This window comes from Terrabacter sp. Soil811 (assembly GCF_001429655.1).
Lineage (GTDB): Bacteria > Actinomycetota > Actinomycetes > Actinomycetales > Dermatophilaceae > Terrabacter.
Window position 1 is genome coordinate 139,919 of sequence record NZ_LMSX01000001.1, and the last position, 22,551, is coordinate 162,469.

Genomic DNA, 22,551 nt, shown 5'->3' on the forward strand with positions numbered 1-22,551 from the left:
TTGTCCAGCCAGCCAGCGATCCCGGTCAGCGTACTAGTCGTGGGGCCGTGCTCCGGGGAGGTGAGCGCCTGCGCGTGCTGGGACGGACGGCATACCGTGGTCGGGTGGATGCCGAGGAGCGCGCAGCGCACGACGAACACACGGTCACGACCCTCGAACGGCTGCTCGAGGTCTACCCCACGGCGCCGGCGGCCAACAGCCTCGCCAAGGAGTCGGCGACCATCACGCCGAGCCAGGCGCGGATCATCGACGCGGCACCCTTCGTCGTCGTGGCCACGGTCGGCGACGGCGGCCTCGACCAGTCGCCGCGGGGCGACCGTCCCGGCTTCGTCGTCGTGCGCGACGAGCGCACGCTCGTCATCCCCGACCGCCGCGGCAACCACCGCCTCGACACCATGCGCAACGTCCTCGCCGACCCGCGGGTGGGCCTGATCTTCCTCGTGCCGGGCCTCGGCGAGGAGCTCCGTGTGCGCGGCACCGCCGTCGTCTCGACGGACCCGGACGAGCTGGCCCGTCACGAGGTCAAGGGCGTGCTGCCGGCCTCGGTGCTCGTCGTGGCCGTCGAGCGCGTCTACTTCCAGTGCGCGCGTGCGATCAAGCGAAGCCGCCTGTGGGACAGCGCGTCACGGGTGGACCCGAAGACCCTGCCGACGGCGGGGGCGATGACGCGTGAGGCCGGCGGGTTCGCCTCCGACGACGAGGCCGCGGCCTATGACGCGGCCCTCGACAAGCGCCAGGACGCGACCCTCTACTGAGGGCACCGGCCCGGCGCGGCGCCCTCCGGCACGACGGCTACGAGTCGCCGTTGGCGATGCGCTCGTGGTGGTGGATGACCTCGGCGATGATGAAGCCCAGGAACGCCTCGGCGAACACCGGGTCGAGGCCGGCGCTGTCGGCGAGCGCCCGCAGCCGCGCGATCTGGCGCTCCTCGCGCTGCGGGTCTGCCGCGGGTAGGTGCTCCTCGGCCTTGAGCCGGCCGACCTGCTGGGTGCACTTGAAGCGCTCCGCGAGCAGGTGGACGAGCGCGGCGTCGATGTTGTCGATGCTGCTGCGCAGCCGAGCGAGCTCGGCGGGGACCTCGGGCACGTCGCTCACCCTGCCAGCCTAGGCGGGTCAGCGCTCGACGAACCCGGAGATTCCGTCCCTCGGAACGCCCTGCTGCACGACGACGCTCTCGACGTGTCCCGGGCGCCGGGTCGTCGACGGGGTCTCGCGCAGCAGCGCCTCGAGCGCGTCGACGGCCGCGCGTCGCCCCTGGGCGACGACCTCGACCCGACCGTCGGCGGTGTTGCGGGCGTGCCCTGCCAGACCGAGCTCGAGCGCGCGGGCGCGCGTCCACCAGCGGAAGCCGACACCCTGCACCTCCCCGCGCACGAACAGCGTCACGCGGACCGGCGCGCCGGACACCTCGGCCTCCTGCTCGACACCCACCCCGACACGGTATGCCGCGTGGCGCCGCAACGGGAGCCCCACGCGTACCTATGCTCACATCAGGCACGGCGGTGACTCCACTCACCGCGGCCCACGGAAGGAGCGACGTGACGACGTCGGCGATTTCACGGGCGGCTGGCACGGGTCAGACCGCCGACACGACCACGGGGGCCACCCCCCGATCGGGGCGTGCGCCGTCGGGACGCCCGGCTCGGATCGAGGGCCTGGACGGGCTGCGGGCCCTCGCCATCGTCGGGGTCCTCGTCTACCACCTCAACGCCTCGTGGCTGCCCGGCGGCTTCCTCGGCGTCGACGTCTTCTTCGTCGTCTCGGGCTTCCTCATCACGACGCTGCTCGTCCGCGAGCACCACCGCACCGGCCGGATCGCGCTCTCGCAGTTCTGGGTGCGGCGAGCGCGCCGGCTCGTGCCCGCCCTGGTCCTCTGCGTCGTGACGAGCGTGCTCATCGCACGGGCCGTCAGCCAGGACCTCCTCGTCGACATCGGCCGGCAGATCGTCGGGGCCCTGACCTTCTCGACGAACTGGACCGAGATCACGGCCGGCACGAGCTACTTCGACCAGACCGCGCCGCAGCTGTTCATGAACTTCTGGTCGCTCGCGGTCGAGGAGCAGTTCTACCTGCTCTGGCCGCTCGTGACCCTCGCCCTGCTCGCGGTGTCGAGCCGGGTTCGCGTCGGGGTGGCGGTGGCCGTCGGGGTGGGCTCGTCACTGCTCATGGCGCTGCTCTTCACGCCGGGCACCGACGCCACGCGCGTCTACTACGGCACCGACACCCACGTCGTGGGGCTGATGGCCGGCGCCGCTCTCGCCTTCGCCTGGGCCAGCCCGCAGCTCGCGCTGTGGGTGGCGCCCTCGCGGTGGGGTCGCTTCGGGTCGTATGCCGTCCCGCTGGCCCTCGTGGTCCTGCTCGCCGAGATGGTCCTCCTCGACGAGCAGTCCACCGTGACCTTCCGCGGCGGGATCGTGCTCGCGTCGCTCGCGACGGCGGTCCTCGTCATGGGTGTCATCGAGCGACGCCCCGACCAGGTCACCGGCGTGCAGCGGGTCATGCGGCACCCGGTCGCGGGCTGGGTGGGCGCCCGGTCCTACTCCATCTACCTCTGGCACTGGCCCGTCATCCTGCTCGTGGCGCTCGACAACCCGTCTGCGCCCGGCACCACGTCGCACCTGCTGACGCGGCTGTGGTGCGTGCTCGTGACGTTCGCACTCGCCGACCTCACGTTCCGCTTCGTCGAGACGCCGTTCCGCACCCTCGGCTTCCGGGGCGTGGCGACGCGGCTGCGCGGGCACGTCTCGGGCCTGACCCGACGCACCAAGCAGGTCGTCGGCGCGGGCGTCGCCGCCCTGGCCGTCGTGACGGCGGTCATCGTGCTCACCGCCCCCGACCAGAGCGAGACCGCGCGCATGCTCGCCGCCAACGAGGCGGCCGCCGACGGCATGGCGAGCCACTCCCCCGCGACCACGGCGCCCGGTTCGGCGGTGTCGCGTCCCGTCGCGACGACCGGTGCGAGCCCGTCCTCGTCGGGAGCGGCGTCCGCGGCCCAGACCTCGTTCACGATGCCCTCCGGGCCCGAGATCGACGCGTACGGCGACTCGATCATGGTCGGCAGCCTCCAGGCGCTGCGCTACTACTTCCCGGGCATCCGCATCGACGCGAAGTCCAACCGTCGCTGGTCCGACGGTCTCGCCGAGGTCTCCGCGCGCGGTGACGGCAACCGGCGCGCGATCATCCTCGCCTTCGGCACCAACGCCGGCGTCGACGAGGACCGCGTCAAGCAGGTGCTCGACGTGCTCGGCCCGGGCCGCATGGTCGTGCTCGTCAACATCATGGGACCGTTCGCCCGCGTCGACACCGACAACGCGACGCTCGACCTCATCGCCCGCGGGCGGCCCAACGTCATCGTGGCCGACTGGGCCGACGCCATCCGGGCCCACCCCGAGCAGGTCCAGTCCGACCGCATCCACCCGACGATCAAGGGTGCGCACCTCTTCTCCAAGGCGGTGCGCCAGGCCATGGCCGACCTGTCGCAGCGCAGTACCGGCAAGGCGGTCGTGCTCAAGGAGCTCCCGATCCCGTGAGCGTCGGGCCGGCGCGCGCACCCTCCCCGACGGCCGAGCTCCAGCCGGGAGCCCGCGCCGTCCGGACCATCGCCATCGTCTCCCCGGGAGCCATGGGATCGGCCCTGGGGCGCGCGTGGGCGGCCGGCGGCACCCGGGTCGTCGCGACCGTGCGGGGACGCAGCGACCGCACGGCCGCCCTGGCCCGCGGGCTCGAGCTGCTGCCCGACCTCGAGGCCGTCGTGGCCGCTGTCGACCTCGTCGTCAGCATCTGCCCTCCCGGAGCTGCCGACGCAGTGCTCCGATCGGTCATCGACGCGGCCGGGGCGACCGGTTCGACACCGCTGATCCTCGACGCCAACGCCGTGTCGCCCGACCGGGTCTCCGGCCTCGCGGACCGGGCGGCCGCCGAGGGCCTCGACCTCGTCGACGGGAGCGTCAGCGGCGGTCCACCGGAGCCGGACGGCGACACGATGATCTACCTCTCCGGTGCCCGAGCGGCCGAGGTGGCTCGGGTCCCGGCCGTCGGGCTGCGACGGCGCATCGTCGGCGACCGCGTCGGCCAGGCCTCGGCCGTGAAGATGTGCACGGCGTCCGTCTACAAGGGCACGACGGCCGTCTGGGCGCAGGCCCTCCAGACGGCCGAGGCGCTCGGGGTGCTCGCGCCGGTCCTCGACGACCTCGCCGAGGAGCTCCCCGCCCAGGTCGAGGGCGCCGCCCGACGGGTCGCCGTGGCTGCGGCCAAGAGCGGGCGATTCGTCGACGAGATGGAGAGCATCGCGGCCACCCAGCGCTCGGCCGGCGTCTCGCCCGAGCTCTTCGAGGGGATGGCCGCGGTCTATCGCCGGCTGTCAGCCACGCCGCTGGCGGCCCTCAGCCCCGAGGAGGCACGCGGCCTCACCGACCTGCGCGCGGTCCTGTCCCGACTCACCTGACGCCTCGTGCCCCGGCTGGTCGTGCGTGACATCGCGCAGCTCGGGTGGCTGATGCACCACCACCGCGCGATCTCGCAGCCGATCTCTCGCCACGCCCCTCGGCTCGGCTCGGCCCAGCTCGGTCAGGCCGGCTCGACGGGGTCGCCGACCCGCAGCACGGCACCGTCGGCAAGGGGCAGCTCCGGCGTGAGTCGGATGCCGAACCACGTGGCACCGTCCCACTTCCGGTGTCGGGCGAGGGTGCGGATCGGCTCCTTGCCGGTGCGCAGGTCGCCGCGGTCGACCGTCGTCATGACGCAGCGGTCGCACACCATCGTCGCGCGGAACGGCACGTCCCCGACGCGGACCGTCGTCCAGGCGTCCTCGGCGAACGGGTCGCTCCCGGAGACGACGACGTTGGGCCGAAACCGGTCGTGCCCCAAGGGATCTCGCGGCCCCTCGCCACGCTCGGCCGCCGTCTCGAGCAGCCAGTCGTTGAGGCGCGCGAGGGACGACTCCGACGTGACGTGGAGGGGTGCGGCGTCGGAGAGCGAGTTGCGGTCGCCATCGGCGCCACCCATGTCCGGACGGATGGGCCGGTGCGTCTCGTCGTCCTGCCACACGAGCCGGAGCGGGCGTCCGACCCGGGCGGTCAGCCACGCATCGGCGTCGGCGCCGGCGGGGAGCGCGTGGTCCTGCCCGGAGAACGCGACGGGAACCGGCGCAGCTCCCCGTGGCGGGCCGAGCTCGAGCGCGTCCGCGCCGGGTGCGACGAGGCGCACTCCCCCGCCGTCGAGCGGCTCGGCCCTCAGGCCGAGGAGCACGTGCTCCTCGCGCGCCGTGACCTTGGTGCCCTCCGGATCGACGACCGCCCAGCGCCGGTCGCCGTGCAGCCCGCGGGCCTCGACGACCGCCTCGTCGACCGGGACCCCGGCGAGCGACTTGACGGGGTAGACGGTCAGCGCCGTGACGAGCAGGCCGTCAGGCCGCGCCGCGGTCACTCCGCGAGCCACGCGGCATACGCGTCGAACGTGTAGGGACGGCCGAGGAAGTCCTCGACGAGGTCGGCCGCGTCGCGTCGCCCGCCCTGCGCGAGGACCTTGTCCCGGTAGGCGCCGGCGACCTCGGGGTCGAAGAGGTCGCCCTTGTCGAAGGCCGAGAACATGTCCTTGGCGATGACGAGCGACCACATGTACGTGTAGTACGCCGAGCTGTAGCCGTCGAGGTGACCGAAGTGGCACTGCATGTGCGTGCCGTCGAGGTACGGGAACACCGAGTAGCGCTCCATGAGCTCGCGCAGGCGGGCCGTGAGGTCGTCGGTCTCGTTGACGTGGAAGTCGTAGGAGAGCGCGGCGTAGAACATCTGCGTCCGGGCGTCGTAGCCCTTGCCGAAGTCGTCGGCCCGGCGCATCGCCTCGACGAGGTCGGCGGGGATGGTCTCGCCGTCGGCGTTTCGGGCGAAGGTGGCGAGCACGTCGGCGTCCCAAGCCCATTCCTCGAGCATCTGGCTCGGGGCCTCGACGAAGTCCCACTCGGTCGCGACGCCCGAGAAGCGCACCCACTCGGTGCGGCCGGCGAGCACGTGGTGCACGAGGTGGCCGAACTCGTGGAAGAGGGTGACGACCTCGTCGTGCTCCATGAGGCCGCGGTTGAAGTTGCAGACGAGCACGCCCTCGGCGAGCTGTGTGCCGTCGACACCGCGCGCGAGGTCGAACTGGGCCGCGTGCTTGTACTTCCCGTCGCGCGGGTGCAGGTCGAGGTGGATGCGGCCGATGCGCTCGCCGTGGAAGGAGACGTCGTAGGTCGCGACCTCCTCGTGCCACGTGCGGGCGTCCTCGCGCGGCACCGGCGACCACTCGAGCCCGAAGAGCCGGCCCGTCACGTCGAGCAGCCCCTGGCGCACCGACTCGAACGGGAAGTACGTGCGCACGCGCTGCGCGTCGACGGCGAGGTCCTCCTTGCGGACGAGCTCGGCGTAGTAGGAGACGTCGGCCCCGTCGATGTCGGTGGCGTCGGGACGGTCCTGGCGCAGCCGCTCGAGCAGCACCGCCTTGTCGCGCTCGGCGCTCGTGGCCGACAGCTCGGTGATGCGGTCGACGAACTCGCCGATGGCGTCCCCGCTGCCGATCATCTTGACCTCGGCGTCGTAGTCGGCCCAGGAGGCGTAGCCGAGGAGAGAGGCGTGCTCCCGCCGGACCGAGAAGATCTCCTGCAGGACGCGGTCGTTGGCCGGCCACGCGATGGTGAGGAACTCGGTGACGAGGTCACGGCGGGCCTGCGCGTCGTGCGCGAAGGTCCGGAAGGGCACGACGTCGGGGTAGTCCGTCGTCACGGTGACGAGGCCGTCGTCGTCGACCGGGTGCGCCTCGACCCAGTCCTGCGGCAGCCCCGCGAGCCGGTCGGGCGTCACCCGGATGCTGCGGACGTTCTCGCGGATGTTCTTGCTGAACTCCTGGCTGAGCAGGATCGCGCGCTCGCTCAGCGCACGGAGGCGGTCGCGGGTCTCCTCGTCGCGGTCGACGCCCGAGCGACGGAAGTCGCGCAACGTCCTCTCGAGCACCCTCGTCGCGTCGGCGTCGAGGGTGCTCGCGTCGAGCCCGGCGAGGACGGCATACAGCTCGGTGTCGAGACCGAGGTCCGTGTCGAGCTTCTGCACCTGCTGGGCCACCGACTCGGCGCGCTCGCGCACGGCCGCGTCCGGGTGCACCTCGGAGAAGAGCGACCCGACGGACGCGGCGTTGGACAGCGCCGTCTGTGCGTCGTTCCAGACCCGGAGCACCTCGAGCGGCTGCTTCGGCGGGTCGCTGCGCAGGCCCTCGACGAGGGACCGCGCCAGCGCGAGCTGCTGCTCGCCGCGGGCGCCGACCCAGTCGAGCCAGTCGCTGTCGAGGGGCAGGGGCAGGTGCGTGGGCTCCGTGGTCACAGACGGCACTGTATGCCGCCACCCGCCCCTCGCGTCGACCACTATTCCCAGAGCTGCAGCGAGCGGGTCATGATGCCGGCCAGGTCGTCGGCTCCGACCTCGCGGGGACTCGTCGCGAGCAGCCGCTGCTGCTTGAGCGAGCCCTCCACCAAGGCGTCGACGTCGCGCTCGTCGTAGCCGACGGCCCGGAGGCCGTTCGGCATGTCGATGTCGCGCATGAGGTCGACGAGGACGCCGGGAAGCACGTCACGTGGCTCGGACTCCCAGCGGCTGCCGTGCGCCGGGTCGAGGAGCCGGGCCGCGGCGAGGTGCCGCTCGGGGTCGGACCCGAAGGTCCACCGGAACGCCTCGGGCGCCGTCAGCGCGACCGCCATGCCGTGCGGCACCATCGGCTCGTCGCTCGGGTAGCCGTGCGGGTGGAAGTCGCGCACCCGGCCGGCGATGGGGTACGCGTTGGCGTGCGGCACGTGGACGCCCGCGTTGCCGAACCCGAGGCCGGCGAACGTCGCCGCGAGCGCCATCTCGCCGCGGGCGGCCTCGTCGGAGCCGTCGCGAACCGCCGTCCGGAACGCCTTGGCCAGCAAGGACATCGACCGCTCCGACCACATGTCGGCGATCGGGTTGCTGCCGCAGTAGGGCACGCGCTCGCCGGGCTGCTTGCGCTCGTAGCTCGTGAACGGCCGGGCCGTCCAGCTCTCGAGGGCGTGGCAGAGGATGTCCATGCCGGCGCTCGCCGTCACCCCCGCGGGCTGGGTGGCCGTGAGTCGAGGGTCGACGACGGCGAGGCTCGGCCGGAGCCGCACGTGGGAGATGCCCGTCTTGACCTTGAGCGAGAGCACGTCGAGGACGCAGATCGTCGTGCTCTCGGCTCCGGTCCCGGTCGTCGTGGGCACCGCGACGAGGGGCGCGAGCGGGCGGGTCGGTGCGCGACCGGCACCGACCGGCGCGTTGACGTAGTCCATGAGCTCCCCGCCGTCGCTGAGGAGCAGGTCCACCGCCTTCGCGGTGTCGATGGCCGAGCCACCGCCGACGGCGACGTAGCCGTCGAACGGTCCGTCCGCTCGGGCCCGATCGACCGCGGCGAGGAGGCTCGCATCGGTCGGCTCGACGCGCGCCGAGTCGTGGACGACGACCTCGACCCCGAACCCGCGGATGCCGTCGGCGACGCGGTCCGGCCAGCCGGTCGCGAGCACGCCGGCATCGGTGACGACGAGCACCCGCGACGCACCGAGCACCAGGAGGTCGTGCCCGATCTCGTCGGCCGCGCCCGCGCCGAACTTCAGCTGCGGAGCGCCGTAGGTGAAGACGGACTCGGGGTTCGCGGGAGACCACGTCATGGGCCCACCCTAGGGTGGACGCATGGCCACCGCCGCGACCGTCAGCACCCTCGTCGTCGGCGCCGGGCAGGCCGGCATCTCGCTCGTCACGGCCCTGCGCGAGCTCGGTGACACAGGGCCCGTCGTGCTCGTCGGCGCCGAGCCCGAGCCGCCCTACGAGCGCCCACCCCTGTCGAAGAGCTACCTGCGCGGCGAGCACGACCGCGGCTCCCTCGTCTTCCACGACGCCGCCTGGTTCGCCGACCTCGGGGTCGAGCTCGTCACCGGTGAGCCCGTCGTGACGATCGGCCGGGACGCCTCCGGAGGGAGCGCCACGACGGCCTCGGGCCGGACCCTCACCTTCGAGCGCCTCGCCCTGACGACGGGTGCGGTCAACCGCGGCCTGGGGGTCGAGGGCGCCGACCTCGACGGGGTCCACTCGGTGCGCACCCTCGCCGACGCCGACCGGCTGGCGCCTCGGCTCCACGCGGCTCGAGAGGTCGTCGTCGTCGGCGGTGGTTTCATCGGGCTCGAGATCGCCGCCGGAGCTCGGGCACTCGGGTCCGCTGTCACCGTCGTCGAGGCCACGGACCGGCTCCTCGGCCGCGCCGTCACCCCGATGCTGTCGGAGGCCGTGCGACGCGCGCACGAGCGCCGCGGCACGCGGATCCTCCTGCGCTCCGACGCCGTCCGCGTGACGGGCGAGGGCGGACGTGCCACGGGTGTCGAGCTCGGCGACGGCACCGTGGTACCCGCCGACCTACTGGTCGTCGGGATCGGGGCCGTCCCCAGCACCGCCCTCGCCGCGCAGCTCGGCCTGCTCGTGGAACCTCGGGGCATCGTCGTCGACGAGTACGCCCTCACCTCCGACGGGGTCACCGTCGCGGCCGGCGACTGCGCCGTCGGACCCAACCCGTTCGACCGCGGCGAGCCGGGCGCGATGCGGCTGGAGAGCGTGCCGCACGCGACCGACCAGGCGCGGGCGGCAGCGGCGACCCTCGTCGGCCACCCGACGGCATACGACCGCGTGCCGTGGTTCTGGAGCGACCAGGGCGACCTGCGGCTCCAGATGGCGGGGCTCCCGCACGGCGCCGACCGGACCATCGTGCGGGGCGACGTCGCAGCCGAACGCTTCTCGCTGCTCAGCTACCGCGACGGGCTGCTCATCGCCGTCGAGTCGGTCGGCGTCCCGACCGACTACCTCGCCGTGAAACGAGCGCTCGAGAAGGGTATGACGATCGAAGCCGACAGCGCGGCGGACACCTCCGTCCCGCTCAAACGGCTCATCTCGAGGGCACGCGGCACTCGCACATCCTGACTCGCCCCGCTTCAGAGGCTGCGCTAGCGTCGGTCGTCGCTCAACGAAGGGACTGAACGCATGCACGCACTGGCGGGTCTGCCCACGGCGGACGCCCTCATCAGCGCCAAACCGGTCGACTACGTCATCATCGCCCTGTACTTCGTCTTCGTCCTCGGCATCGGGGTCATGGCGAGGCGCGCGGTGTCCGACTCCATCGACTTCTTCCTGTCCGGCCGGTCGCTGCCGGCCTGGGTCACCGGCCTCGCCTTCATCTCCGCGAACCTCGGTGCCGTCGAGATCATGGGCATGTCGGCCAACGGTGCCGAGCTCGGCATCTCGACCGTGCACTACTTCTGGGTCGGCGCCATCCCCGCCATGCTCTTCCTCGGCGTCGTGATGATGCCCTTCTACTACGGCTCCAAGGTGCGCTCGGTCCCCGAGTTCATGTTCCGCCGCTTCGGCACCGGTGCCCACCTCGTCAACTCGATCAGCTTCGCCGTCGCGCAGCTGCTCATCGCCGGCGTCAACCTCTACCTGCTCGGCTCGATCGTGCACGCGCTGCTCGGCTGGCCGCTCTGGGTGGCGCTGCTCGTCGCCGCCGCGATCGTCCTGTCGTACATCACGCTCGGTGGTCTGTCGGCCGCGATCTACAACGAGGTGCTCCAGTTCTTCGTCATCGTGGCCGCCCTGCTGCCTCTGACCCTGATCGGCCTGCACCGCGTGGGCGGCTACCAGGGCCTCAAGGACAAGGTCACCGAGTTCGCCACGTCCGCTCCGGCGTCGGCGGGCGTCCCGTCGGCCGAGCAGCAGCTCCACTCGTGGCCGGGCCAGGCGCTCTCGGGCTTCGACTCGCCGTTCTGGTCGGTCGTCGGCATCGTCTTCGGCCTCGGCTTCGTCCTGTCCTTCGGCTACTGGACGACGAACTTCGTCGAGGTGCAGCGGGCCATGGCCTCCAACTCGATGTCGGCGGCTCGCAAGACACCCATCATCGGGTCGTTCGCCAAGATGTTCGTGCCCTTCATCGTCATCATCCCCGGCATGGTCGCCGCCGTGCTCGTCAAGGAGATCGGCGAGCTCAAGGCGGGCGGCACCCCGCCGGGCGGCGCATCGGGCGAGGGCGTGAAGTACAACGACTCACTCCTCCTGCTCATGCGCGACATCCTGCCCAACGGGCTGCTCGGCGTCGCGATAGCCGGACTGCTCGCCGCCTTCATGGCCGGCATGGCGGCCAACATCTCGGCGTTCAACACCGTCTTCAGCTACGACCTGTGGCAGCGCTACATCCGCAAGGACCACAGCGACGACTACTACCTGCGCATCGGCCGTCTGGCCACGGTGGGAGCGACGGTCATCGCGATCTTCACGGCCACCATCGCCAGCTCCTTCAGCAACGTCATGGACTACCTCCAGTCGCTGTTCGGGTTTTTCAACGCACCACTGTTCGCGACCTTCATCCTCGGCATGTTCTGGAAGCGCATGACGGCAACCGCCGGGTGGGTCGGCCTGACGGCCGGCACGCTCTCGGCCGTGCTCGTCGCGTTCCTCAGCGAGGACGGCTTCGGGTCGGCGAGCCTCGGGGTCATCCCACTGAGCGGCCAGGGCGCCGCGTTCGTCGCGGCGTCCGCGGCGTTCGTCGTCGACATCGTGCTCAGCGTCGGCGTGTCGCTCGTGACCGAGCCCAAGCCGTCTTCCGAGCTGCGCGGTCTCGTCTACTCCGAGACGCCGAGAGAGGAGCTCGTCGACCCCCAGGAGCGCACGATGCCGTGGTTCCGCCGCACCCTTCCCCTGGCCGGCATCTCCCTCGGCCTCGTCATCATCCTCAACTTCTTGTTCTGACAGGAGCCTCGACATGAGTGACCAACACCGGCTCGACGCACCTGACCCGGACGGGAAGCGGGGCGAGAAGCACACCGCGGGCGCCTTCGACATCCGCAACTTCATCGGCGCCCTGCTGGGCCTCTACGGCCTGATCCTCCTCGTCATGGGGATCTTCGGGGACCAGGCGCTGCAGAAGACCGGCGGCGTCAACGCCAACCTGTGGGCCGGCATCGTGCTGCTCCTCATGAGCGCGTTCTTCTTCGTCTGGGCGCGGATCAAGCCGATCGTCGTGCCCGAGCACGTCGAGCCCGTCGACGACGACCCGGTGCGTCCCGCGCCGAAGCGTCGCCCGACCGGGAACTGAACGAACGGCACGGTTCGCCGACGGACCGACCTGACGAGAACGCCGCGGCCCGTCCACCGTCCCCGACGGTCAGGACGGGCCCCGGCGTCTCGGGCGAGGCTGACAGACGGGGCACGAGAAGGACGAGCGGTTCATGAACTGCTCGCGCCGCATGATCGTGCCGCAGCGGTCGCAGGGCGTGCCCGCGCGGCCGTACGCATGGAGCGACCGGTCGAAGTAGCCGCTCGCCCCGTTGACGTTGACGTAGAGCGAGTCGAAGCTCGTGCCGCCCTGACCGAGCGCCTCCGCCATGACCTCGCGTGCTCGGTCGAGGACGGCGGAGAGCGTCGGCTTGGTCAGCGACGAGCACAGCCGCTCGCCGTGCACCTTGGCGCGCCAGAGCGCCTCGTCGGCGTAGATGTTGCCGATGCCGGACACGAGCGACTGGTCGAGCAGGGCCCGCTTGACCGCACTGTCGCGCTGCTTCATCCGCCGCACGACGGCCGCCTGGTCGTAGACCGGCTCGAAGGGGTCGGGAGCGATGTGGGCGACGGACTCGGGGATGCCGTCGGGACGCAGCGGCGACAGGGCGAGGCCGCCGAAGGTGCGTTGGTCGACGAAGCGCAGCTGCGGCCCGCCGTCGGCGAAGTCGAAGCGGGCGTGGCAGTGCTTCTCGAGCGGAGCGTCAGCGGGCTCGACGAGCATCTGCCCGCTCATCCCGAGGTGCACGATGAGCGCGTCCTCGCCGTCGAGGGCGAGCCAGAGGTACTTGCCGCGACGCGAGGCCGCGGTGACGGTCACGTCGTGCAGTCGCGCCGCGAGGTCCTCCGGCCCAGCGTCGTGACGACGCGCGACGCGGACGCCCGTGACCCGGGCACGCGTGACGTGGCGACCCACGACGTGGTCGGCGAGGCCGCGGCGGACGACCTCGACCTCGGGCAGCTCCGGCACGCGCGGCTCAGGCCTGCGTCTGGCCCGTGGCCGCCGACGACACGGAGGCGCTGCGACGACCGTCGAGCGCGTGCCAGGCCTCCTTGGCGGCCTTCTGCTCGGCCTCCTTCTTCGAGCGGCCGCGACCTTCGCCGAGGACCTCCTCGCCGACGACGACGCGGGCGTGGAACTCCTTCTCGTGGTCGGGCCCCTGCTCGCTGACGCGGTACTCGGGCGAGCCGAGGGCCGAGCCGGCCGCCATCTCCTGCAGGCTCGTCTTCCAGTCGAGACCGGCGCCGAGCGTGGCGGCCTCCTCGATCAGGGGATCGAAGTGGTGGTGCACGAAGCGCGCGGCGAAGTCGATGTCGGTCGACAGGAACACGGTGCCGATGAGGGCCTCGAGCGTGTCGGCCAGGATCGAGGCCTTGTCGCGGCCACCGGTGGCCTCCTCACCCTTGCCGAGCATGACGTACTGCCCGAGGTCGAAGACCCGGGCGACGTCGGCAAGCGCCCGCATGTTGACGACGGCGGCGCGCAGCTTGGCGAGCTGCCCCTCCGCGAGGTCGGGGTGCTCACGATAGAGCGACTCGGTGACGACGAGGCCCAGCACGGAGTCCCCGAGGAACTCGAGGCGCTCGTTGTTGGGCAGGCCACCGTTCTCGTAGGCGTACGACCGGTGCGTCAGGGCACGCAGGAGCAGCGGCTCGTCGATGTCCTGGCCGACCACCTCACGGAGGTGGGCGATCAGAGCATCGACGGGCCGCTGCGGCACCGCCGGAACACCCCCAGCACCAAGGCTGCTCACGGGGCTGCTCACGGGGTGATCAGGCCTGGTGCTCGGTGCGCTCGGCAGCGGCGTAGTGACGGCCCTTGTACGTGCCACACGAGGGGCACGCGATGTGCGGCTGGGTCGCCGCACCGCACTGGGGGCACGTGGTGAGCGTCGTCGGCGTTGCCTTCCAGTTCGCGCGACGCGAACGGGTGTTGGAGCGCGACATCTTCCGCTTCGGGACAGCCACGTCAGTTCCTCTTCTCTTGCGGGTCGTTCCCCAGCAGTCCGCTGAGGGACGACCACCTCGGGTCGATCACTTCATGATGATGGTCCGGGTCCTCCGCGAGGTGCATCCCACACTCGGAACACAACCCCGGGCAGTCAGGCCGACACACCGGTTGGAACGGCAGCGTCGGCACGACAGCGTCCCGGAGCACGGGCTCGAGGTCGATGAGGTCACCGACCAGCTCGTGCACCTCGTCCTCGTCCGAGTCGGCTCCCACCTCGTGGTGGTGCGCCGCCCGGTCGGCGTAGGCGAACAGCTCCTGGAAGGTCCCCTCGACATCGAGCTCGAGAGGATCCAGGCACCGCACGCAGGCGCCGGTCGCCGTGCCACTGGCCGAACCCGTGACGAGGACACCTTCGACGACGGACTCGAGGCGCACCTCGACCTGGACCGGTTGACCGGTCTGGATCGAGATGACGTCGGTTCCGAGGTCGTCGGGCAACGTCACCGTGCGCGAGATCTCGTGCATCGTGCCCGGTCGCCGAACAAGCTCTCTGGTGTCGAGCACCAGAGGAGAACGGGGATCGGGACGGTCCATGACTCCTGCGCACAGTTGAGGATTCGGCCCGCGCCAAGACGGACGTGGACCGACCTCCAAGGCTACTAGAGGCGCGCCGTGCGCCCAAATCAGCCCGAACGCTCCCCCAGCCGCTCGATCAGCGCCGCCAGGACCGGGTCCGGCACGAGGCCGCTGACGTCGCCGCCGTAGCGCGCGACCTCCTTGATGAGCGAGCTCGAGACGTGCTGGAGCGTGGGGTCGGCAGCGATGAAGAGCGTCTCGACGCCGGTGAGGTGGTGGTTCATGTGCGCCATGGGCAGCTCGTAGGCGAAGTCCGTGCCGCCCCGCAGCCCCTTGACCATCGTCGCCGCTCCGACCTCGCGACACACGTCGACGACCAGGGTGCCGGCCCAGGCGCCGATCCGGACGTTGGGCAGGTGGCCGACGGACTGCTCGATGAGGGCGGTGCGCTCCTCGATGTCGAACGTGCCGTGCTTGCTCGGGTTGTGCAGGATCGCGACGACGACCTCGTCGAACAACCTGCTGGCCCGGGTCACCACGTCGACGTGACCGTTGGTGATCGGGTCGTAGGAGCCGGGGCAGACACAGCGGCGCGCTTCGCTCGTCACGCGGCCCAACCTACCTTCCGGATCCCCGACGTCGCGTGAACCTCGCTCCACGGGGTCACGCGACGACGTCGCTCGGCGGCGGCTCGGCGAACCACATCGCGGTCTCGCCGTAGCGCTTCTCGCCGGAGAGCTCGAGCCCCTCGGGCCACGTCGGTTGCGGTGAGCGGCTCGAGCGCTCGACGACGACGAACGCGTCACGCGSGAGCCACTGGTACCCGACGAGCGCGGTGAGCACGGCCGCCAGGGCGTCCTCGGGCACGTCGTAGGGCGGGTCGATGAGCACGAGGTCCATCCGTACGCCGGCGGGTGGGCCGGCGGCGAGGGCGCGCTCGACGGTGTCGGCGACGACGCGGACGGCCGGGTGCCCGATGACGCCGACGTTGGCGCGGATGACCTTCGCGGCAGCCTGGCGCGACTCTACGAGCAGGACCTGCGCGGCGCCGCGGCTCGCGGCCTCGAGGCCGAGCGCACCGGACCCGGCGTAGAGGTCGAGCACGCACGCGCCCTCGAGCAGCCCCCGGTGCTCCAGCCGACTGAAGAGCGCCTCGCGGACCCGGTCAGACGTGGGTCGGGTCGAGGACCCGGGCGGCGTCTGGAGGCGACGACCGCCTGCCGTGCCGCTGATGATCCGTGTCATGTCAGCCCCGCTCGAGCCATACGGCCTGCTCCTCGTCGAGCCGCATCGCGACCGCGGCGGCGAGCGCCGGGTGCTCGCGCAGCCCGGGGTCGGCGTCGACGAGCGCGAAGGCGTCCTCGCGGGCGTCGGCGATGATCTGTTCGTCCTCGAGCCTGCCGAGGCGCAGGTGACGCACGGAGTTGCCCCGGCCGCTCTGGCGCGCCCCGAGCACGTCGCCCTCGCGGCGCAGGAGCAGGTCGGCGCGGGCCAGCTCGAAGCCGTCGGTCGTCGCGGCGACCTGGTCGAGGCGCTCGGCGGCACGCTCCCCCGCACCCTGGGTCATGAGCAGGCAGAGCCCGGGCACCGCACCACGGCCGACACGACCCCGCAGCTGGTGCAGCTGGGAGATGCCGAACCGGTCGGCGTCGACGACGACCATGACCGAGGCGTTCGGCACGTCGACGCCGACCTCGATGACCGTCGTGGCGACGAGGACGTCGATCTCGCCGTCCCCGAAGGCACGCATCGTGGCGTCCTTGGCGTCGGGGTCGAGCCGGCCGTGGAGCACGCCGATACGCGTGCCGTCGAGGGCCGGGTTGGCGCGCAGCGTGCTGAGCATCGCGTAGACGCCGGTCAGCTCCCGCTCGGGGGCGTCGCCCTCGACCTCGCCCTCGTCCCCCTCCCAGTGGGTCTCCCAGCCGGCGTCCTCGTCGGACGTGTCGCGGGAGGTGGCGCCGCTGCCCGGGGCGGCAGCGGCCTCGTCGTCGACGTCACCGATGCGCGGGCAGACGACGTAGGCCTGGTGGCCCTTGGCGACCTCCTCGGCGACGCGCTGCCACGTGCGGTCGACCCAGCCGGGCCGGTCTGCGTCGACGACGTGCGTCGTGATGGGCGAACGACCGCGCGGCAGCTCACGCAGCGTCGAGGTCTCCATGTCGCCGAAGACCGTCATCGCGACGGTGCGCGGGATCGGGGTGGCCGTCATGACGAGCACGTGAGGTGGCCGGATGCCCTTCTCGCGCAAGGCGTCCCGCTGCTCGACGCCGAAGCGGTGCTGCTCGTCGACGACGACGAGGGCGAGGTCCGCGAACTGGACGTGCTTCTGGATGAGCGCGTGGGTGCCGACGACGATGCCGGCCTCGCCGGAGGCCGCGTCGAGCAGGGAGCGACGGCGGGTCGCGGTGTTCTGGCTCCCGGTGAGCAGCGCCACGGTGGTCCCGAACTCCGAACCGCCGAGCATGCCGCCCTGCGCGAGGTCGCCGAGCATCGCGGTGATCGAGCGGTGGTGCTGAGCCGCCAGGACCTCGGTGGGGGCGAGCAGGGCGGCCTGGCCGCCAGCGTCGATGGCGGCGAGCATGGCCCGCAGCGCAACCACCGTCTTGCCCGAGCCGACCTCGCCCTGGAGGAGCCGGTGCATCGGCCGGTCGGACGCGAGCTCGGTCGTGAGCACCTCGCCGATCTCGCGCTGCCCCGCCGTGAGCTCGAAGGGCAGCCGGGCGTCGAAGGCGGCCAGCAGGCCGCCGGGACGCGGAGGCCGCGGCGTCGCGAGCTCGGACTCGGCGGCCTTGCGGCGCTGGGCGAGGATCGCCTGGAGGACGAACGCCTCGTCGTACTTGAGCCGGTCGAGCCCACGGGACGGCTGGTCGTCGAGCGAGGGTCGGTGGACGAGCTCCAGCGCGACGGCGCGGTCGACGAGACCCCGCGCGGCGCGTACGCCGTCGGGAACCGGCTCGCGGACGCGGTCGACGGAGTCGAGCGCCTGGTGGACGAGCCGGCGCAGCTTGAGGGAGTTGAGCTTGCCCGTCGTCGAGTAGACCGGCACGCGGTGGGTGCGGTACCACTCGACGGTCGCCTCACCCTGCTCGTCGTCGTCGAAGAGCTCGTACTCCGGGTGGGTGAGCTGGAGCCGCCGGCCGTAGGCGCCGATCTGCCCGACGAAGAGCCCGCGCACGCCGGGCAGCAGCTTCTTCTCGTGGCCAAAGGCGCTGAAAAAGGTCACGTCGAGCTCGTTGCCGTGGTCGTCGCCGATGACGACGGTGAGCATCTTGCCTCGACGGTTGCGCATGGCCCGCGAGGTCGCCGTGCGGACCTCGGCCACCACGAGGACCTCCTCGCCGACGTGGAGCGAGGACAGGTCGGTGAGCTGGCCGGGGCGCACGTAGCGCCGGGGCACGAACTCGAACAGGTCGCCGACACTCTGCAGGCCCTTGGTGCGGGCCAGCTGGGCGGCGTCGGGCTTGGTGAGCAGCTTGGTGAGCGGCGAGTCCTCGGTGAGCACCGGCACCTCACTCCACCCCCAGCAGCACGGGGTAGACCGCCTGCCCACCGTCGAGGAGCGAGACCTCGATGCCGTGGTGGGCGACGCGGGCCTCGGCGGTCACGGCCTCGAGCAGGCCGTCGGGCGCGTCGACACCCGCCACGACCGTCAGGAGCTCACCGCCGCTCGCGAGCAGCCGCTGCACGACCTGCCGGGAGACGTCGAGCTGGTCGGAGCCGACGATGACGACGTCACCGTCGACGACGCCGAGCACGTCACCCGCCTCGCACGGACCGCCGCTCGTGAGCGCCGCCCGGTTGGCCACGGTGACCGCGCCGTGTCGGGTCGCCGACGCAGCCGCCTGCATGGCGAGCACGTTGGCGGACGCCGCGGCGGTCGGCTCGAAGACGGCGAGGGCGGCGATGCCCTGCACGGCCGTGCGGACGTGGACGAGGTGCGCCTCGATGCCGTCATCGGCCACCGCACGCACGGCGGCGGCAGCGGCCAGGAGCGTGTCGCCGTCGTTGGGCAGGACGACGACGCCCGAGGCCCCGCGTGCGTGCTGCTGGCGAATGGCGTCGATGAGACCCCCGGTCGAGGCGCGCCGACCGGGTCCGGAGCGGACCACGACCGCGCCGGCGTCCTCGAAGAGCCCCTCGAGACCGACGCCGGCGGCGCACGCGACGATCGCGGCACCACGGACCGCCGAGGTGCCGGCATGGTCGACCCGCGGACCTCGAGTGCCGTGGCCGTGCTCGTCGGTGAGGCGCGTGATGCGCACCCGGTGCGGGCGGCCGGCCTCGATGCCGGCCTCGACGGCGGCGCCTGCGTCGTCGACGTGGGCGTGGACGTTCCACTCCCCGTCGCCGCCGACGACGAGCACCGAGTCGCCGAGCTCGACGAGGCGGGCGCGCAGGGCGTCCACCGCCGTGTCGTCGGAGTCGCGCAGGAGGTACATCACCTCGAACTCCGGGATGCCGGGGGCCTCGGCGCCGTCGGCCGGTCGAGCCGCGCTGAGCGCCGCGCTCCGGGGGTCGGGCCGGCGCCGGGACCGTCGGTCGGAGGCGTCGGACCCGGAGCGAGCGCGCTGGCCGGCGCAGACCCGCTCGAGGCACTCGAGGAGCACGACGAGCCCGGCTCCCCCGGCGTCCACGACGCCGGCGCGGGCCAGCACCTCGAGCTGCTCGGGCGTGTGCTCGAGGGCCTCCCGGGAGGCGTCGAGAGCTGCGAGCGCGACGGCGTGGACGCCGACGGGTCCATCGCCTGTTGCGGGGGCACCCGGGTCGGGGTCGCCGGCGCCGTCGGTGACGGCATACGACCCCGGGGCGGTGGACCCGGCGGCCCGGGCGGCGGCCTCGGCCATGGCGCGGGCCACCGTGAGGATGGTCCCCTCCTTGGGGTCCGTCACGGCCTGGCGGGCGCGCTGCTCTGCGTGCTGCAGACCCTCGGCGAGGACGCGGCCGTCGATCTCGGCTGCCCCGGCGCAGCCCTCGGCGAGTCCGCGGGCCAGCTGGCTGAGGATGACGCCGGAGTTGCCCCGGGCGGTCCAGAGCAGGTGGCGGGCGAAGACGGCGAGCAGGGCGTCGGCCGTCGTGACGTCCGCGGTGGCCAGGGTGCGCTCGACCGCGCCGTCGAAGGTGAGGTAGAGGTTCGTGCCCGTGTCGCCGTCGGGGACGGGGAAGACGTTGAGGGCGTCGATCTCGGCGCGGCGGGCCGCGAAGAGCGACCGTGTCAGCACGGCCCACCGGCGGACCGCGACGAGGTCGAGCAGGCTGAGCGGCCCGTCGGGCGGCGGCGCTGCGCCGGGCATCGGACCTCCTGCTCGTCGTGCGTGTCCATCGGCCTGGGGATCGGCTCGCCGATGCTCGGCAGGCTAGCGCCTCGTCCGGACGGTCGCATGCACCAGTCCTGTGCCGCGCACCAGTCCTGTGCCGCACCGGCGTCATGGCGCGCCCACGACGGTAGGGACCGCCGACGACACCGGGCCACTAGCGTGGGCGCGGTGTCGAGCGCCGCCCCCACCCACCGGAAGTCGTGGCCCGCAGCCCCCGCCGGCTTCTTCGAGGTCGAGGCGGCCGGCCTGCGCTGGCTCGGGGAGGCGCAGGAGCGCGGCGGCGCCCGCGTCGTCGAGGTCCGCGGCGTCGGTGCCGGGCACATCGACCTCGCACGGCTGCACCCCTCTCCTCCGACGGAGGAGGCGGCCGAGGCCCTCGGGCGGGGTCTTGCCGTGACCCATGCTGCGGGTGCGCCGGCCTTCGGGTCTCCCCCGGCGGGCTGGACCGGTGCCGCCTGGATCGGGCGCCAGACGCAGAGCAACGACCCGACGCCGACGTGGGGCCTGTTCTACGCCGAGCAGCGGGTGCGCCCTTTCGTGCGCCGGGCCCTCGACCGCGGTCACCTCGACGCCGCCGGGGCCCGCACCGTCGACCGCGTCTGCGACCGGCTGGCGTCCGGCGACCTCGACGACGACCGACCCCCGGCGCGCATCCACGGCGACCTGTGGGCAGGCAACGTCGTGTTCACGGCCGACGGCGCCGTCCTCATCGACCCGGCCGCGCACGGCGGCCACGGCCTCACCGACCTCGCGATGCTGGCCCTCTTCGGCTGCCCGGGCCTGGGTCGCGTCCTCGCCGCCTACGAGGAGGCCGCCGGACTCCGCCCGGGGTGGCGCGAGCTCGTGGGTCTGCACCAGCTGCACCCGCTCGCCGTGCACGCGGCGTCGCACGGACCTGCGTATGCCGCCCAGCTCGTCGAGACGGCCCGGACCTTCGTGTGAGGCGGGGTCAGTGGGGTGCTCACGCCGTTTTGTCGTCCGAGCATCTCGTCGGCTACGCTTTACCGGTTCCCCCCGTGACTGCGGGGTGACGCGCGCCCTCGTGCGTCTGCCCCGATCCAGTGGTGGAGCTCAGCACTTCGTCAACATCGAATTTCAGGAGATACCCGTGGCTGCCAACTGCGACGTCTGCGGCAAGGGACCGAGCTTCGGTCACAACATCTCGCACTCGCACCGCCGCACCAAGCGCCGCTGGAACCCCAACATCCAGCGCGTTCGGACGCTGGTGGACGGTGTGACGCCGAAGCGACTCAACGTCTGCACCTCCTGCCTCAAGGCGGGCAAGGTCGTTCGCTGAACGTCCCTCACCACAACGCTGAAGGCCGGTCCCCCGAGGGGGCCGGCCTTCGTCGTGCCCGCCGGGTGCGGGTCGAGGGGACCGCCCGCGTCCGGGCGCGACGGCATACCTCGTCGTGCGGGTGATCGCGCACCCGCTGTCGCCCGGGCGCACGGGCTGCGCGATCTCGCGCCCCACCTCGAGCCGCGCGCCCGCCGCTCCGGTCAGGCGCCGCGGAAGTGGTCCCAGCCGGTGTGCGTGACGACGCGGCCGCCGACGAGGATGCCCGCACCCTCACCGGCCCCGGGAGCCCGGACGGACCCGATGGCCCGCCAGCCGACGGGCAGAGACCCCCGCGGGAAGGTCGCGAGCAGCGAGTGCTCCTCGCCGCCGGCCAGCACGCAGTCGAGCGCGGCCTCGGCCCCGAGGGCCTCGGCCAGGGCGTCGACGTCCGGGGCGAGCGCCCGCGGGTCGAGGTCGATGACGACGCGGCTGGCCCGGGCGATCCGCCCCCCGTCGCGCAGCAGGCCGTCGCTGAGGTCGAGCATCGCCGTGGCCCCGGCGGCCGCCGCCTCGGGCCCCGCCGCGAGCGGGGGGTCGGGACGTCGCTGACGGGCGACCGCGACCGGGTGCCGCTCGACGGCGTCGGCCCGGAGCAGGCGCAGGCCCGCGTCGGCGAGGCCGAGCGACCCGTGGACGGCGAGGACGTCCCCGGGCCTCGCCCCCGAGCGGAGCACCGGCTCGCCGTCGAGGCGGCCGAGCGCCGTGACCGACACCATGACGACCCCGGGCGGCGCGGACGAGAGGTCTCCGCCGAGCACGGCCACGCCCGCGGCGGCACACGCCTGCGCCAGGCCGCCCACGTGGTCGAGCACCCACTCCAGCGACAGCTCGGGGTCGGCGACGAGCGTGACGAGGATCCCCGTGGGCCGGCCGCCCATCGCCGCGACGTCGGCGAGGTTCTGGGCCACGACCTTGTGCCCGATGTCCGCGCCGGAGGACCACGCGTCGAGCCAGTCACGGCCGAGGACGACGGTGTCGGTCGTGGCGATCGTGCGCTCGGACGTGCGCAGCACCGCGGCGTCGTCACCCGGGGCCACGAGCAGCTCGTCGGTGCCCGGGAAGGCCGGGAGGATGCGCCCGAGCAGCTCGTCCTCGTCGAGGTCGCGCAAGGGCGTCCCGCCCGTCATCATCGGCCCACGCTGGAGCCGCTGCCCGTTCGGCACGGATCACACACCCTTTCGGTGGACGGCCGTCTCAGGCCCCCGGTTTCCATGGGACGTGAGGCCCCATGGCAAGGTAGCGTCAGGGCACGGTCGCAGTCACACT

Annotated in this window: 22 protein-coding genes; 8 read left to right on the forward strand and 14 right to left on the reverse strand. The window is 72.6% G+C overall.

Annotated features, from left to right (window positions below):
• Nucleotides 1-104: 104 nt before the first annotated feature.
• Nucleotides 105-755 carry an MSMEG_1061 family FMN-dependent PPOX-type flavoprotein gene (locus tag ASH01_RS00620; RefSeq protein WP_056770090.1) on the forward strand — a complete coding sequence of 217 codons (651 nt, stop codon included), beginning with the start codon at nucleotides 105-107 and terminating at the stop codon, nucleotides 753-755.
• A gap of 37 nt (nucleotides 756-792) precedes the next feature.
• On the opposite strand, the gene ASH01_RS00625 is transcribed toward ASH01_RS00620, so the two are convergent.
• Together ASH01_RS00625 and ASH01_RS00630 are read right to left on the reverse strand one after the other, a co-directional pair.
• Complete coding sequence (locus tag ASH01_RS00625; protein WP_056770093.1) at nucleotides 793-1,095, reverse strand: chorismate mutase; 303 nt, start codon at nucleotides 1,093-1,095, stop codon at nucleotides 793-795.
• A gap of 18 nt (nucleotides 1,096-1,113) precedes the next feature.
• Nucleotides 1,114-1,431, reverse strand: coding sequence for an acylphosphatase (locus ASH01_RS00630; RefSeq protein WP_056770097.1), 318 nt, complete (start codon nucleotides 1,429-1,431; stop codon nucleotides 1,114-1,116).
• Nucleotides 1,432-1,538: 107 nt separating this feature from the next.
• Between ASH01_RS00630 and ASH01_RS00635 the strand changes: the two genes are divergently transcribed.
• Together ASH01_RS00635 and ASH01_RS00640 are read left to right on the forward strand one after the other, a co-directional pair.
• Complete coding sequence (locus tag ASH01_RS00635) at nucleotides 1,539-3,530, forward strand: acyltransferase family protein (RefSeq protein WP_056770101.1); 1,992 nt, start codon at nucleotides 1,539-1,541, stop codon at nucleotides 3,528-3,530.
• Nucleotides 3,527-4,444: an NAD(P)-dependent oxidoreductase gene (locus tag ASH01_RS00640; RefSeq protein WP_200961737.1), complete on the forward strand. Its 918-nt coding sequence runs from the start codon at nucleotides 3,527-3,529 to the stop codon at nucleotides 4,442-4,444. The genes ASH01_RS00635 and ASH01_RS00640 overlap by 4 nt, the downstream gene beginning before the upstream one ends.
• A 122-nt stretch (nucleotides 4,445-4,566) precedes the next feature.
• Here the strand turns inward: ASH01_RS00640 and ASH01_RS00645 are convergent, their stop codons facing one another.
• Genes ASH01_RS00645 through ASH01_RS00655 form a run of 3 tightly spaced genes read right to left on the reverse strand, consistent with a single transcriptional unit; the run spans nucleotide 4,567 to nucleotide 8,683 of the window.
• Entirely contained in the window at nucleotides 4,567-5,436 is an 870-nt protein-coding gene (locus ASH01_RS00645; protein WP_235508599.1) for an MOSC domain-containing protein, read from the reverse strand.
• Nucleotides 5,421-7,346 (reverse strand): M3 family metallopeptidase, encoded by a 1,926-nt coding sequence (locus ASH01_RS00650; RefSeq protein ID WP_056770102.1) that lies wholly within the window; start codon nucleotides 7,344-7,346, stop codon nucleotides 5,421-5,423. Before ASH01_RS00650 ends, ASH01_RS00645 begins: the two co-directional genes overlap by 16 nt.
• Nucleotides 7,347-7,387: 41 nt before the next feature.
• Nucleotides 7,388-8,683: a hydroxyacid-oxoacid transhydrogenase gene (locus ASH01_RS00655; protein ID WP_056770105.1), complete on the reverse strand. Its 1,296-nt coding sequence runs from the start codon at nucleotides 8,681-8,683 to the stop codon at nucleotides 7,388-7,390.
• Nucleotides 8,684-8,705: 22 nt separating this feature from the next.
• Here ASH01_RS00655 and ASH01_RS00660 point away from each other — a divergent pair, with 22 nt between their 5' ends.
• The 3 genes from ASH01_RS00660 to ASH01_RS00670 are packed head-to-tail and all read left to right on the forward strand — an operon-like array spanning nucleotide 8,706 to nucleotide 12,144.
• Nucleotides 8,706-9,980 (forward strand): NAD(P)/FAD-dependent oxidoreductase, encoded by a 1,275-nt coding sequence (locus ASH01_RS00660; protein WP_056770108.1) that lies wholly within the window; start codon nucleotides 8,706-8,708, stop codon nucleotides 9,978-9,980.
• 60 nt (nucleotides 9,981-10,040) lie between these two features.
• Nucleotides 10,041-11,798 carry a sodium:solute symporter family protein gene (locus tag ASH01_RS00665; protein ID WP_056770110.1) on the forward strand — a complete coding sequence of 586 codons (1,758 nt, stop codon included), beginning with the start codon at nucleotides 10,041-10,043 and terminating at the stop codon, nucleotides 11,796-11,798.
• Between the two features lie 13 nt (nucleotides 11,799-11,811).
• A complete protein-coding gene (locus ASH01_RS00670; RefSeq protein ID WP_056770114.1) occupies nucleotides 11,812-12,144 on the forward strand; it encodes a hypothetical protein in 333 nt (110 codons plus the stop codon).
• A gap of 69 nt (nucleotides 12,145-12,213) precedes the next feature.
• On the opposite strand, the gene mutM is transcribed toward ASH01_RS00670, so the two are convergent.
• The 8 genes from mutM to ASH01_RS00710 form a co-directional block, all read right to left on the reverse strand.
• Nucleotides 12,214-13,074 (reverse strand): bifunctional DNA-formamidopyrimidine glycosylase/DNA-(apurinic or apyrimidinic site) lyase, encoded by an 861-nt coding sequence (mutM, locus tag ASH01_RS00675; RefSeq protein ID WP_056770117.1) that lies wholly within the window; start codon nucleotides 13,072-13,074, stop codon nucleotides 12,214-12,216.
• A gap of 7 nt (nucleotides 13,075-13,081) precedes the next feature.
• Nucleotides 13,082-13,825, reverse strand: coding sequence for a ribonuclease III (gene rnc, locus ASH01_RS00680; protein ID WP_056770120.1), 744 nt, complete (start codon nucleotides 13,823-13,825; stop codon nucleotides 13,082-13,084).
• Between the two features lie 52 nt (nucleotides 13,826-13,877).
• On the reverse strand, nucleotides 13,878-14,072 hold the full coding sequence (gene rpmF, locus ASH01_RS00685) for a 50S ribosomal protein L32 (protein WP_020142793.1): 195 nt from the start codon (nucleotides 14,070-14,072) through the stop codon (nucleotides 13,878-13,880).
• Nucleotide 14,073: 1 nt separating this feature from the next.
• The gene (locus ASH01_RS00690) at nucleotides 14,074-14,649 is read right to left on the reverse strand and encodes a YceD family protein (protein ID WP_056770124.1); all 576 of its coding nucleotides are present in this window, start codon (nucleotides 14,647-14,649) and stop codon (nucleotides 14,074-14,076) included.
• A gap of 89 nt (nucleotides 14,650-14,738) precedes the next feature.
• On the reverse strand, nucleotides 14,739-15,239 hold the full coding sequence (coaD, locus tag ASH01_RS00695; protein ID WP_056770128.1) for a pantetheine-phosphate adenylyltransferase: 501 nt from the start codon (nucleotides 15,237-15,239) through the stop codon (nucleotides 14,739-14,741).
• 55 nt (nucleotides 15,240-15,294) lie between these two features.
• Entirely contained in the window at nucleotides 15,295-15,876 is a 582-nt protein-coding gene (gene rsmD / locus ASH01_RS00700) for a 16S rRNA (guanine(966)-N(2))-methyltransferase RsmD (RefSeq protein ID WP_056770132.1), read from the reverse strand.
• 1 nt (nucleotide 15,877) lies between these two features.
• Entirely contained in the window at nucleotides 15,878-18,139 is a 2,262-nt protein-coding gene (locus ASH01_RS00705) for an ATP-dependent DNA helicase RecG (protein WP_082619321.1), read from the reverse strand.
• Nucleotide 18,140: 1 nt separating this feature from the next.
• Entirely contained in the window at nucleotides 18,141-19,922 is a 1,782-nt protein-coding gene (locus tag ASH01_RS00710) for a DAK2 domain-containing protein (protein WP_056770135.1), read from the reverse strand.
• A 183-nt stretch (nucleotides 19,923-20,105) separates the two neighbouring features.
• Between ASH01_RS00710 and ASH01_RS00715 the strand changes: the two genes are divergently transcribed.
• Both ASH01_RS00715 and rpmB read left to right on the forward strand, forming a co-directional pair.
• Nucleotides 20,106-20,888 (forward strand): fructosamine kinase family protein, encoded by a 783-nt coding sequence (locus ASH01_RS00715; RefSeq protein ID WP_082619322.1) that lies wholly within the window; start codon nucleotides 20,106-20,108, stop codon nucleotides 20,886-20,888.
• 166 nt (nucleotides 20,889-21,054) lie between these two features.
• Nucleotides 21,055-21,243: a 50S ribosomal protein L28 gene (gene rpmB, locus ASH01_RS00720; protein ID WP_020142801.1), complete on the forward strand. Its 189-nt coding sequence runs from the start codon at nucleotides 21,055-21,057 to the stop codon at nucleotides 21,241-21,243.
• Between the two features lie 203 nt (nucleotides 21,244-21,446).
• Here the strand turns inward: rpmB and thiL are convergent, their stop codons facing one another.
• On the reverse strand, nucleotides 21,447-22,415 hold the full coding sequence (gene thiL / locus ASH01_RS00725; RefSeq protein WP_082619416.1) for a thiamine-phosphate kinase: 969 nt from the start codon (nucleotides 22,413-22,415) through the stop codon (nucleotides 21,447-21,449).
• Nucleotides 22,416-22,551 lie beyond the last annotated feature (136 nt).